12 protein-coding genes are annotated in these 12,468 nt (G+C 67.9%); 9 read left to right on the forward strand and 3 right to left on the reverse strand.

Annotated features, from left to right (window positions below; genetic code table 11):
* Positions 1–17 precede the first annotated feature (17 nt).
* Positions 18–614 (reverse strand): NAD(P)H-dependent oxidoreductase, encoded by a 597-nt coding sequence (locus ABZW96_RS23980; RefSeq protein WP_355077867.1) that lies wholly within the window; start codon positions 612–614, stop codon positions 18–20.
* 142 nt (positions 615–756) lie between these two features.
* On the opposite strand from ABZW96_RS23980, the gene ABZW96_RS23985 reads away from it, so the two are divergent.
* From ABZW96_RS23985 to ftsX, 6 genes are all read left to right on the forward strand, one after another.
* The gene (locus ABZW96_RS23985; RefSeq protein ID WP_355077868.1) at positions 757–1,617 is read left to right on the forward strand and encodes a helix-turn-helix transcriptional regulator; all 861 of its coding nucleotides are present in this window, start codon (positions 757–759) and stop codon (positions 1,615–1,617) included.
* 761 nt (positions 1,618–2,378) lie between these two features.
* The gene (gene prfB / locus ABZW96_RS23990) at positions 2,379–3,494 is read left to right on the forward strand and encodes a peptide chain release factor 2 (RefSeq protein WP_355077869.1); all 1,116 of its coding nucleotides are present in this window, start codon (positions 2,379–2,381) and stop codon (positions 3,492–3,494) included.
* Positions 3,495–4,355 (forward strand): mechanosensitive ion channel family protein, encoded by an 861-nt coding sequence (locus ABZW96_RS23995; protein WP_355077870.1) that lies wholly within the window; start codon positions 3,495–3,497, stop codon positions 4,353–4,355.
* A 16-nt stretch (positions 4,356–4,371) separates the two neighbouring features.
* A complete protein-coding gene (locus tag ABZW96_RS24000) occupies positions 4,372–4,497 on the forward strand; it encodes a hypothetical protein (RefSeq protein WP_355077871.1) in 126 nt (41 codons plus the stop codon).
* 84 nt (positions 4,498–4,581) lie between these two features.
* Positions 4,582–5,271: a cell division ATP-binding protein FtsE gene (gene ftsE / locus ABZW96_RS24005; protein WP_039800068.1), complete on the forward strand. Its 690-nt coding sequence runs from the start codon at positions 4,582–4,584 to the stop codon at positions 5,269–5,271.
* The gene (gene ftsX / locus ABZW96_RS24010; RefSeq protein ID WP_355077872.1) at positions 5,271–6,176 is read left to right on the forward strand and encodes a permease-like cell division protein FtsX; all 906 of its coding nucleotides are present in this window, start codon (positions 5,271–5,273) and stop codon (positions 6,174–6,176) included. The genes ftsE and ftsX overlap by 1 nt, the downstream gene beginning before the upstream one ends.
* A 67-nt stretch (positions 6,177–6,243) precedes the next feature.
* On the opposite strand, the gene ABZW96_RS24015 is transcribed toward ftsX, so the two are convergent.
* Positions 6,244–6,915: a Uma2 family endonuclease gene (locus ABZW96_RS24015; protein WP_355077924.1), complete on the reverse strand. Its 672-nt coding sequence runs from the start codon at positions 6,913–6,915 to the stop codon at positions 6,244–6,246.
* 411 nt (positions 6,916–7,326) lie between these two features.
* Between ABZW96_RS24015 and ABZW96_RS24020 the strand changes: the two genes are divergently transcribed.
* Positions 7,327–8,718, forward strand: coding sequence for an acyl-CoA dehydrogenase family protein (locus ABZW96_RS24020; RefSeq protein ID WP_355077873.1), 1,392 nt, complete (start codon positions 7,327–7,329; stop codon positions 8,716–8,718).
* 34 nt (positions 8,719–8,752) lie between these two features.
* Positions 8,753–9,982 (forward strand): acyl-CoA dehydrogenase family protein, encoded by a 1,230-nt coding sequence (locus ABZW96_RS24025; RefSeq protein WP_355077874.1) that lies wholly within the window; start codon positions 8,753–8,755, stop codon positions 9,980–9,982.
* Between the two features lie 297 nt (positions 9,983–10,279).
* On the opposite strand, the gene ABZW96_RS24030 is transcribed toward ABZW96_RS24025, so the two are convergent.
* Positions 10,280–11,182, reverse strand: coding sequence for a phosphatidylinositol mannoside acyltransferase (locus ABZW96_RS24030; RefSeq protein ID WP_355077875.1), 903 nt, complete (start codon positions 11,180–11,182; stop codon positions 10,280–10,282).
* A gap of 595 nt (positions 11,183–11,777) precedes the next feature.
* On the opposite strand from ABZW96_RS24030, the gene ABZW96_RS24035 reads away from it, so the two are divergent.
* Complete coding sequence (locus tag ABZW96_RS24035; RefSeq protein ID WP_355077876.1) at positions 11,778–12,410, forward strand: hypothetical protein; 633 nt, start codon at positions 11,778–11,780, stop codon at positions 12,408–12,410.
* Positions 12,411–12,468 lie beyond the last annotated feature (58 nt).

Consider the following 12,468-nt stretch of genomic DNA (forward strand, 5'->3'; position numbering starts at 1 on the left):
CCCTATCGGCCCGGCGCTCACCCCACGGGTTCCAGGGATCGCGCCGCCGTCAACGCGCTCGCCCACCAGTGCAACTGATCCAGCATCGCCGTCGCGGCGGCCGCGGGCTCCTGCGGCTCCCTCGGCTTGCCCTCGTCGTCGAAGAGCAGGTAGTAGCGCGGGAACGACACGTAGTTGCGCACGGTGTGCGCGTTGAGCTCGTTGAAGATCTGCCGCAGGTGCTCGATGGCGAGCAGGCCGCCGGACGCTCCGCTGTAGCCGACGAAACCGATCGCTTTCGCGTTCCACTGGGTGAAGTGCCAGTCGATGACGGCCTTCAGGGACGCGGGGATACTGCGGTTGTAGTCGGGCGTGACGATGACGAAGGCGTCGGCCGCCGTGAGCCTGCGCGTGAGGTCGGTCATCCCTTCGGGTCGCTGCGGGTCCGGATCCATCGCGGGCGGCACCGCGGGCAGTTCCCAGGGGATGTCCGCCTCGGCCAAGTCGATGACGTCCACCTCGAACGAACCGTGCCGCCGCGCCTGCTCGGTGAACCATGTGGCCACGACCGGCCCGAAACGTCCCTCGCGGACGCTGCCGATGATCACCGCGAGCTTCAGTGGGGCGTTGGACATGCTGTTTCCTCCTCGGATCACAGAACGGCCCGGCCGGGCCGCCCACTCAATCTGCTGCCGGGCACGTGGAACAGGGAGACCGCCGTAAGAGTGGTAGTGGCAGGGACACCCTCCGAGCGTTTCGCCTTGTTAGGTTCGACAGGTGAGCGACAACGAGCTGGGGCTGTTCCTGCGCACCCGCCGCGAGGCGGTGACGCCCGCCCAAGTCGGCCTGCCCACCGGCGCGCGGCGGCGCACCCCCGGATTGCGCCGCGCCGAGCTGGCCACCCTGGCCGGTGTGAGCGTGGAGTACGTCACGCGCCTGGAGCAGGGGCGCGACCGGCGTCCCTCCCCTCCGGTGCTTTCCGCGCTGGCGGACGCGTTGCGTTTGAGCCCCGCCGAACGCGTGCACCTGCACCGGTTGACCAAGTCGGTGGACAGCGGCTTCACCTGCATGGGGGACGCGCAGCCGCTGCGCGAGGTGCGGCCGACGGTGCGCGCGATCCTGGACCGGCTCGAGCCGACGCCCGCCGTCGTGGTCAATCGCCTCACCGAGGTTCTCGCCTACACCGGCGCCTACCACCGGCTGATGGCGCCGACCGGACTCTTCGACGGGCCGCATACCCCGCCCAACCTGGCACGTTTCGTCTTCTGCGTCCCTGGATCCAGGGACGTATACGCGGACTGGGAGCACGTCGCCGACGAGACGGTCGCGACGTTGAAGCAGGGCCCGTTCCGCGCCGACTCGCATATCGCCGCGCTCGCCGACGAGCTCACCGTCACCGTGGGCCCGGCGTTCGCCGACCGGGTCGACACCGTGCCGAGTTTGGCCGCCGCCACCGGCATCACCCGCCTCGCCCATCCCGAAGCCGGATCGCTGCGCCTGGCCTACGAGTTCCTGGAGCTCTCCGCCGACGACGACCAGCGGGTGATCGTCTATCTACCGGCCGACGACGCCACCGCCGCGGCCCTCGACGCACTCGCCGGACGCCGCCCGGGTGGACTGCGGGCCGTCTCGGGCTGAGCGGGCCACTCATGGCACAGCCGGGATCGATCGCGGTAAATCGAGTACGCCCGCGCGCGGCAGGAGCCGACCAGGCATATTGATCTCTGACCCCGCGGGGTGAGGAAGCCGGAAGCGGCGCGGTGCTTCCACAACCCTGCGCTCGCCGTCGGGGTCCCGGTGGCCGCACCCCCGATATCGGCTGTGACCAGCCGGAACGGCGAAACGCTCTGCCGTGGGCGCAAGTCCCCCGGGCGAACCCTCCTCGGCCACGGGGTTTCGGCTGCCGAGCACGCCGATCGCCGCTTCGGCCGGAATCACCTCGGCCGGAATCGGCACGGCCGAATCGGCACGGCCGAATCGGCACGGCGGAATCGGCTTGGCCGAGAGTCGTCGAGCAGTTGCGTGAGCTCCGAGCGGCGGCGATCCGCGGCCGCACGAGTGGAGTTCGCCACACCGCTCCCCTCGCGCACAAACCGTCCGCCCGGCACGACGACTAATCAGGCACGACCGGCATCCCGTCGCGTGGCCGGAGCAGCATCTCCGCCGCGAATTCCAAACACCAACTGCGCCAAGCGCGGTCGCCGTTTAGGGTAGAAACCCATGAGGCGTCCGTCACAGCTCACCCGCCCGGCGCGGGCTGTCGAGCGAGCGCGCGACGTCCCGGCGATCCGCCCGCTCGGCCCGCGCCGGGCGCGAGCAACCCGCGCAGGCGCCGTCCCCGGTCACACCGCGCGCACTCGTGTGCTGCGGCCGAAGAGGGGCAGCTAGGCTTGACGATCGTGCATCCTGACGTTTCCGCTGATCTCGCCGAACTCGACGCCACTCTCAAGACGGTCGAATCGGTCCTCGACATCGACGAGCTGCGTCGTCGTATCGACGAGCTCGAGCATCAGGCCGCCGACCCCGAGCTGTGGAACGACCAGGACCACGCCCAGCGGGTCACCAGTGAGCTGTCGCACGCCCAAGGCGAGTTGCGCCGGGTGGAGGAGCTGCGTCAGCGGCTCGACGATCTGCCGGTGCTCTACGAACTGGCCGAAGAGGAAGAGGGCGAGGCCAAGACCAACGCGCTCGCCGAGGCCGACGCCGAGCGCGCCGCGCTGCACAGCGACGTGGAGGCCATGGAGGTCCGCACGCTGCTGTCCGGCGAGTACGACAAGCGCGACGCGCTGGTGAACATCCGCTCCGGCGCCGGTGGCGTGGACGCCGCCGACTGGGCCGAGATGCTCATGCGCATGTACATCCGCTGGGCCGACCGGCACAAGTACGGGGTCGAGGTCTACGACACCTCGTATGCCGAAGAAGCGGGCATCAAGAGCGCCACCTTCGCGGTGAAGACGCCCTACGCCTACGGCACGCTCTCGGTCGAGATGGGCACGCACCGGCTGGTGCGGATCAGCCCGTTCGACAACCAGGGCCGCCGCCAGACCTCCTTCGCCGAGGTCGAGGTGCTTCCCGTGGTGGAGACCACCGACCACATCGAGGTGCCGGAGACGGAGATCCGCGTCGACGTGTACCGCTCGTCGGGCCCCGGCGGCCAGAGCGTCAACACCACCGACTCCGCGGTCCGGATCACCCACTTGCCCACCGGCATCGTGGTCACCTGTCAGAACGAGAAATCGCAGCTGCAGAACAAGATCTCGGCCATGCGGGTGCTGCAGGCCAAGCTGCTGGAACGCAAGCGGCAGGAAGAGCGCGCCGAGATGGACGCGCTGAAGACCAACGAGGGCGCGTCCTGGGGCAATCAGATGCGCTCCTACGTGCTGCACCCGTACCAGATGGTCAAGGACCTGCGGACGAACTACGAGGTGAACAACCCGTCGGCGGTGCTCGACGGCGACATCGACGGGTTCATCGAGTCGGGGATCCGCTGGCGAATGCGAGAGCAGGCGAGCTAGATGAATGTCGCGGGCATCCAGGCTATCGCTTCCACCGGTTTCACCACGTGGCTACGCGGTTCGGGCCTGGAGATCGTGCTGCTCATCCTCGGCGCCATCCTGTTCAGCCGGCTCGCCACCTACCTGCGGGACCGGGTCACCCGCAGGATCGACGCGGGATTCCGCAGCAGCGACGCGCTGGTGCGCACCGAGGCGGCCAAGCATCGGCACGCGCTCGCCCAGGTGATCACCTGGGTGGTGCTGACCATCGTCTACGTGCTGATCACCATGGAGGTGCTGCGGCGGCTCGGCTTCGCCGTCACCGGGTTGGTCGCGCCCGCCGCGGTGCTCGGCGCCGCGCTGGGTTTCGGCGCGCAGCGCATCGTGCAGGACATCCTCGCCGGATTCTTCCTGATCACGGAGCGGCAGTACGGGTTCGGCGATGTGGTCCGCATCGCCGTGACCGGAGCCGCGGAGCAGGCCGAAGGTACGGTCGAGGACGTCACGCTGCGGATCACCACATTGCGCAACGCCGACGGTGAAGTGATCACCGTGCCCAACGGCCAGATCGTGAAGGTCACGAACCTGTCGAAGGATTGGGCGCGCGCCGCGATCGACGTTCCGGTGTCCGCCAGCGCCGACATCACCAGGGTCAACGAGATCCTGCACGAGGTGGGCGCGAAGGCGTACGAGGACGCTCGCCTGAAGCCGTTGCTGCTGGACGAGCCCACCGTCATGGGTGTGGAAGACCTGACCGTCGACCAGATGAACATCCGAATGGTTGCCCGGACGTTGCCGGGTAAACAGTTCGACGTCGGACGCGAGCTGCGGGTACGAGTCGCCGCGGCGCTGCGCCGGGAGGGAATCAGTGAGACCACGTAGATCCACGGCGATCCTGATGGCAACTTGGGTCGCCACGTTCGTGCTGTACGTATTCGTCAAACCCGAGGAGACCACCACCGCTCCGGCCACCCTGGTCAACGCTGTTCCGGCAGCGGTGTTCAACGAACAGCCGGGCCACTGAGCCGAGTGGGACCGACCGCCGCCGCACTGTCTCCCACGGTTGACAACGCAGGCCGCGAACGGTTGCTGGTTACACTGGCTCCCCGTGATCACCATGCGGAACGTGACCAAGTCGTACAAGACCTCGACGCGACCCGCGCTGGACAACATCACCGTCGATGTGGGCAAGGGCGAGTTCGTCTTCATCATCGGACCGTCCGGCTCGGGAAAGTCGACCTTCATGCGCTTGCTTTTGAAGGAGGAGACTCCGACGGCGGGCGAGATCAGAGTGGCCGATTTCCGGGTCGACCGCTTACCCGGCCGCAAGGTGCCCAAGTTGCGCCAGCGGATCGGGTGCGTCTTCCAGGATTTCCGGCTGCTGCAGCAGAAGACCGTGTACCAGAACGTCGCCTTCGCGCTGGAGGTCATCGGCAAGCGACGCCAGGTCATCGACCGCACGGTCCCCGAGGTGCTCGACATGGTCGGCCTCGGCGGCAAGGCCGACCGGCTGCCGACCGAGCTGTCCGGCGGTGAACAGCAGCGCGTCGCGATCGCGCGCGCCTTCGTGAACCGGCCGCTGGTGCTGCTGGCCGACGAACCGACCGGCAACCTCGATCCCGACACCAGCGCCGACATCATGATGCTGCTGGAGCGGATCAACCGCATCGGCACCACGGTGGTGATGGCCACCCATGACAACCACATCGTCGACGCGATGCGCAGGCGGGTGGTCGAACTCGACCACGGACGCCTGGTGCGGGACGAGGCGACGGGCGTGTACGGGGTGGGCCGGTAATGCGCGCGAGCTTCCTGTTCGGCGAGGTCTTCGCGGGCCTGCGCCGCAATGTCACGATGACCATCGCGATGATCCTGACCACCGCGGTCTCGCTCACCATGCTCGGTGGCGGTCTGCTGGCGGTGCGCATCGCGGACAAGACCGAGCAGTACTTCCTGGACCGGCTCGAGGTGCGGCTGTACCTGACCGAAGACGTGTCGGCCAACGACCCGGACTGCTCGCTGGACCCGTGCCGCTCGCTCATGGCGGATCTGAAGGCGACCAGCGGCGTGGAGTCGGTCCAGTTCCTCAACCGGGAAGAGGCGGTCCGCGAGGCCAAGGAGAAGACGTTCAAGGACCAGCCCGAGCTGGCCAAGTACGTCAGCGAGACGCCGTTGCCCGCGTCGCTGCGAGTCAAGATGGACAACGCGGAGCTCTATCCGACGATCTACGAGAAGTTCTACGACCGCCCCGGCGTCGGCATGGTGCGCAACGACAAGGACATCGTGGACCGGCTGGTCAGCCTGTTCGACGGGTTGCGCAACGCGGCGTTCGGCCTGGCCGTGCTGCAAGCGCTGGCCGCGGTGATGCTGATCGCGAACATGGTGCAGATCGCCGCGTTCACCCGGCGCACCGAGGTCGGCATCATGCGATTGGTCGGCGCGACCCGCTGGTACACCCAGCTGCCCTTCCTGCTCGAAGCCGTGGTCGCCGCGCTGGCCGGCTCCCTGCTCGCCATGTTCGGCCTGCTCATCGCCCGCCCGCTGGTGATCGACCGCGCCCTCGGCGACCTGTTCGCCAGCAAGGTCTTCCCCCGCATCACCGGCGACGACATCGCGATGACCGCGCTCGTCATCGCCCCGGTCGGCATCGTCTTCGCGGGGATCACGGCCTACGCGACGCTGCGGTACTACGTGCGCGAGTGATCCTTCGGGCCGGTGGCCGCAGCGCCACCGGCCCGCTCGGACCGGGTACGAGTCGGCTCCGGCCCCGCTACAGCACGAGATCGGCGAGCTGGTCCCAGTCGAGCTGGATGCGGATCGGCAGGTCGACGGCGAACGCGGTCTGCGGCTTCAACACGCGGGCGAGCCGGTAGTGACCGACGCTGTGGTCGAGGCCGTAGGTCTCGATCGCGGTCACCTCGGTGTCCGACACGCTGACCAGCCAGTACCACGGAATTCCGGCAGCGGCGTATTCGCCCATTTTCTCGAGTCGGTCCGTTTTGACATGGCTGGGCGAGATGATCTCGACGGCGATCTTCAGATGGCGTGCAGGCATCGGTCGCACATCCGCTGGCACGCACTCGAACAGTGCGATGTCGGGACGCCGAATCGTCGCTCGGGGCACTTCCCAAAGGACCACGTCGAAGTCGTGGTTGGCGTCCAGACATGCCGACGGATCTTCGGCCATGTATTCACGAGCCGCCGATTCCAGCATCGCCAAGAGCCGGTGGACGGCTTTCTGATGTGCCCTACTCGGTGATTCGCAACGGACCGCGTCCCCGTTCACCACTTCGACCAAGCGGCAGAACTCTTCCGGAAGCTCGCGCCAGATGTCGACCGTGATCGGCTCCGGCTGCACATTGTCCGGCCGGGCCCAGTCGAAGATCGCTGACATGCGTCGGATTGTAATCACGGCACCACGGTCGACCGCCTCCGTCGACATCACCTGCCGTTGGATTCGTCTCGCCTGCCGACCGCGCCGCCGCCAGGTTCGAGCCAGCTCTGCCGATCGCTCCACACAGCACGCATGTCCCCTGTCGACGAATAACGAATCAGCATCGATCGCCGCTATGGCTTTGGATCGCGGCGAACCGGCGGCGGTCGATCCGGCTATCCGGCTCGGAGTGTCCGCGTGTGTTCCGAAGCCGCAGCTCATCGCGCTGCGTGGCCTAGCACGACGCGCGCAGGAGGCGACGGCCGACCCCGGGACGCAACTTCGGGCACTTGTCCAGCAAGGCGCGGATTCACCGCGTATGCTGCACCTCGACGCACTTCTTACTCAGCAGTAAGATAGCCTTACTCTGGAGTAAGATAGCTGGGAAAGACCGCACCAACCCATCCGAGAAAACAGGTGATGATGAGCACTCGAGACAGCGCAACGAAGCGACGTCCAGACACGTCCGCGGTCGGCCTGAACCATCCCAAGCGGGATTGGATGGGCGCGGCGATGCGGGTCATGACGAGCATTACCGGGTCGGAACTGGCCGAGAAATACAACCTGCGCAAGCCGATCGAGCGCGTCACCTACGAGGGCACCAAGACCGGCTTCCGCACGCTCGGCGCGGCGACCCGCGCCTTCGCCAAGGTCGCGGGCGGCGGTGCGCCGAAGCGCCTGGCCACCAACGAGGCGAAGAACAAGGACTTCTTCGACCTGACGCCCAGCGACGAGCAGCAGATGATCGTCGAGACGGTGCAGGAGTTCGCCGCCGAGATCCTGCGCCCGGCCGCCTACGAGGCCGACAACGCCGCCAAGGCGCCGCGCGACCTGCTCGAGCGCGCCGCCGAGCTCGGCATCACCCTGATCAACGTCCCCGAGGAACTCGAGGGTGCGGCCTCCGAGCGCGGCGCGGTGACCAACTCGCTGGTCGCCGAGGCGCTGGCGCACGGCGACATGGGCTTGGCCCTGCCGATCCTCGCTCCCAGCGGCGTCGCGGTCGCGCTCGCGCAGTGGGGCAGCGACGCGCAGCAGAAGACCTACCTGCCCTCCTTCACCGGCGAGAACGTGCCGCAGGCTTCGGTGGTGATCAGCGAGCCCCGCGCCCTGTTCGACCCGTTCGCCCTGGACACCAAGGCCGTGCGCTCGCCGAGCGGCTACCGCATCTCGGGCGTGAAGAGCCTGGTGCCCGCCGCGGCCGACGCCGAACTGTTCCTGATCGCCGCCGAGCTCGACGGCCGTCCCGCGCTGTTCATCGTCGAATCGGACGCGCCCGGTCTGGTGGTCGAGGCCGATCCGAGCATGGGTCTGCGCGCCGCGGGCCTGGGCCGGCTGATCCTGGACAACGTCGCGGTCGGCGCCGACGCCATCCTGGGTGACGGTGATGCCGCGACCCGCGCCGAGGAGTACGCCGACGCCGTGCGCCTGGCCCGCCTCGGCTGGGCTTCGCTCGCCGCGGGCACCGGCCGGGCCGTGCTGGACTACGTGATCCCGTACGTCAACGAGCGCGAGGCGTTCGGCGAGCCGATCTCGCACCGGCAGGCGGTGGCCTTCATGGTCGCCAACATCGCGATCGAACTCGACGGCCTGCGGCTGGTCACCCTGCGCGGCGCGTCCCGCGCGGAGCAGGGCCTGTCCTTCGGCCGCGAGGCGGCGCTGGCCCGCAAGCTCGCCACCGACAAGGGCATGCAGATCGGCCTCGACGGCGTGCAGCTGCTCGGCGGCCACGGCTTCACCAAGGAACACCCGGTCGAGCGCTGGTACCGCGATCTGCGTGCCATCGGCGTCGCCGAAGGTGTCGTGCTCATCTGACCGGCCCGTTCCGTTTTCCAGGAGACCTCACAACATGATCAACCTCGAACTCCCCAAGAAGCTGCGGGCCAGCGCGAACCAGGCGCACCAGGTCGCGCAGGAGATCTTCCGCCCGATCTCGCGCAAGTACGACCTCGCCGAGCACGACTACCCGGTCGAGCTGGACACCATGGCCGCCATGGTCGAGGGCTTGGCCGACTCCGGCACCCAGAAGATCGGCGGCGCCGCCGGTGGCCGCTCGGATGACAGCGAGGGCGACCGCCACGCCACCGAGCTGCTCGGTAACACCAACGGCGGCAACATGTCCGCGCTGTTGAACGCGCTGGAGACCTCGTGGGGCGACGTCGGCCTCATGCTGTCGATCCCTTACCAGGGCCTGGGCAACGCGGCCATCGCCGCCGTCGCCACCGACGAGCAGCTGAAGCGCTTCGGCAAGGTGTGGGCCTCGATGGCGATCACCGAGCCGTCCTTCGGCTCCGATTCCGCCGCCGTGTCCACCACCGCCGTGCTCGACGGCGACGAGTGGGTGCTCAACGGCGAGAAGATCTTCGTCACCGCGGGTCAGCGCTCGACCCACATCGTGGTGTGGGCGACGGTGGACAAAAGCCTCGGCCGCGCGGCGATCAAGTCGTTCGTCGTGCCGCGTGACGCTCCCGGCCTGTCGGTGGCGCGGCTCGAGCACAAGCTCGGCATCAAGGCCTCCGACACCGCCGTGCTGCTGTTGCAGGACTGCCGGATCCCGAAGGACAACATCCTCGGCAGCCCGGAAGTCAACGTGGAGAAGGGTTTCGCCGGGGTCATGCAGACCTTCGACAACACCCGACCGCTCGTCGCCGCGATGGCGATCGGTGTGGCCCGCGCCGCGCTGGAAGAACTGCGCTCGATCCTGACCGCGGCGGGTGTGGAGATCTCCTACGACACCCCCGCGAACAACCAGCACGCCGCAGCGGCCGAGTTCCTGCGGATGGAAGCCGATTACGAGTCCGCCTACCTGCTCGCCCTGCGCGCCGCGTGGATGGCCGACAACAAGAAGCCCAACTCGCTCGAGGCGTCCATGTCCAAGGCGAAGGCGGGCCGCACCGGCACCGACGTCACCCTCAAAGCCGTCGAACTGGCCGGCGCCATCGGCTACTCGCAGCGCACGCTGTTGGAGAAGTGGGGCCGCGACTCGAAGATCCTGGACATCTTCGAAGGCACCCAGCAGATCCAGCAGCTCATCGTCGCCCGCCGGGTGCTGGGCAAGACCAGCGCCGAGCTGAAGTGACGCCGCGCTAGACGGTCGACAACGGAATCCGGTGCGAGCTTCTCGGACTCGCACCGGATTTTCGTTCTCTCCGCCGCCAGTAGGCGAATGACGTGTCCCCGAACACTTTCAGTGATGCGTAGCTATGGATTTCGCCCCGCGGGTTCCGTACTCTTCGCCCCCATGTGGAGCATCGTTCTCATTTCGATCGTCAGTTGTTTCGTGATAGCCGCTGGATTCGCGTGGGGGCTGCCCGGCGACTGAGACGCCCCCTCGTATCAGCGCGTTCGCTCGCCGACTTGGGCACCGCCGAGCGTTTCAGTCCGGGTTTCGGCGAGCGAGCCGGGCGGCGGTGACGTCGGCTGTCCAGAGGGGCTGGAGCATGTGCCAGTCGGCGGGGTGGGCGGTGATTCCCGCCGCGAATCGATCGGCCAGCGCCTGGGTGGTCTCACGCACTCCACGGCTGGTGTCGATAGGTGGATCCACGCGGAATCCCCAGCCGTCGGGGGTGTACCAGCAGTGCACGGGGAGAAGTGGCGCGCCGGTGTCGATGGCCAGCCGAGCCGGACCGGCCGGCAGCCGAGCCTGCTCACCGAAGAAGGTGACCGGTACGCCCGTACCGGACAAGTCGCGTTCCCCGAGTAACCCGACTATCCGCCCCTGCCGGATCCGGGCGAGCAACTGCGGGAACGGCGGCGTCGCGGTGCCGGTGAGGGGGATGATCTCGAAGCCCAAGCGTTCACGGAAACGAACGAAGCGCCGGAACAACGATTCCGGCGCGAGCCGCTCCGCGACCACGGTCGGCGAGCCGACGCGCTGCACCAGCCAGACCCCCGCCAGGTCCCAATTACCGCTGTGCGGCAGGGCGAGCACGGCTCCGGTGCCGCGTTCGACCGCCCGGTGGATGTGTTCGAGTCCGGTCGCCGAGGATTCGATGGCGTCGGCCAGGCTCAGCGGGTCCATCGACGGCAGCCGGAAGGCTTCGCGCCAGTACCGGGCATAGGAGCGCAGGCTCGCCAGGACCAGCGGCTGCGGCACCTCCTCCGGCGCGGTGCCCAGGACCCGAGAAAGGTTCCGGCGCAATTGGTTCGGTCCGCCGTTCTGAGCCGCGCGTTCGGCTCCCACATCGAAGAGGCGGACGGCCAGTGGTTCCGGCAGGGCGCGCACCAGCCGCCAACCCGCGGCGTAACCGAGATCCCATGCCCTGGCCGCCGGATCCATCGGTCACCCGCCTGCGGCCTGCGTCGTTTCGTCGGTCGCCATGGCAGGAGTTGCGGCGACAGCGTCGCTGAATACGGGCAGATCGACCGCGCCCGGCATCGGCGCGCTGGTATCGACCGGCTCGCTCCGATGGCTGAACAGGTCAGATGAGGGTCGGTTACTTCGATACATTCCGGGGTTCTCCGCTCACTCGCGATCGATGGCACCCGACTGGGTGGCGTACCGCGAAGACACGATCGCCGCCGCCGCGAATTCGGCGGTCACCTCGAGAACTCCACACTACGCCTGCGCAGATCAAACGGAATGGTTTTATCGGAAGTGCGCCGAACCGCTCCTTGGAAGAGACCCGCGATGATGGCGACGACCGCGGCCGGTTCCCTTCGCGATGTCCGACGACGAGGACAACCACCGCGGCTGCTGTCGACGGGCAGGCCGCTGCATCGATGTGTCAATGACACGATCACGCCAATCCGCGTTCATCCCTGGACAGACGCGCCCCGGCCGAGGCAGCCTATCGCCCTGAGTCGCTGGATCGACGAATCAGCGGACGTATCTTCACTCGAGCAGTACCAGCAAACTTCAAGGAGAACTGGTTATGCAACGACTGAGTTTCACGCGTCGCCTCGCCACCGCTTTGGCCGCCTCGGCAGTGTTGACAGCGCCCTTCGCCGGACACGCCGCCGCCCAACCCGCCGCGGTCGATTGGTCCGCCGCCGCGCAGCAACTGCGGACCGCCGCGGCCGGTAATCCGGCGGCGGAGCAGGCGGTGGATCGGCTGATCGCCTCCGGACAGCTCGCGAAGGCAGGTCAGGTCGCCTTGCCCGCCCAGCCGTTCCAGGTTCCGGCGCAGTCGGATATCGGACGCGGTGAGGGGCCGGGCGTGTACGGATCGGGAATCGCCCTCGGGATGGACGGATTCCGCATCGGGTTCTTCGGCGGCCCCGGCACCATCTCGCCGAACCAGGGCGGCGCGAAGCTCGAGGCGCTGTGGATCAACCTGGCCAACGGGCGCAGCGGCACCGAACTGCTCTACGAACACAACGACGTTCCGGTGGACACCACCATTCGCAGCCGCGCCCTGGACACCGGCGCGGGCCCGGTGGTCGCCGCGGTGTACGGATCGCTGTGGCATCGTTGGTCGGTGCCCGTCAGCGACATGAACCCGGATGGGTACGCCTACCGGTTGGGCACCATCTCGGTTCCGTCGTTCGGCGCCGTCTACAACTGAGTACGAAAGGCCCCGGCTCCCGCCGCCACGGGAGCCGGGGCCATCGGTTTGTCGGAAG

Origin of the sequence: Nocardia sp. NPDC004168 (genome assembly GCF_040610355.1) — a bacterium.
In the GTDB taxonomy this organism is placed as follows: Bacteria; Actinomycetota; Actinomycetes; order Mycobacteriales; family Mycobacteriaceae; genus Nocardia; species Nocardia sichangensis.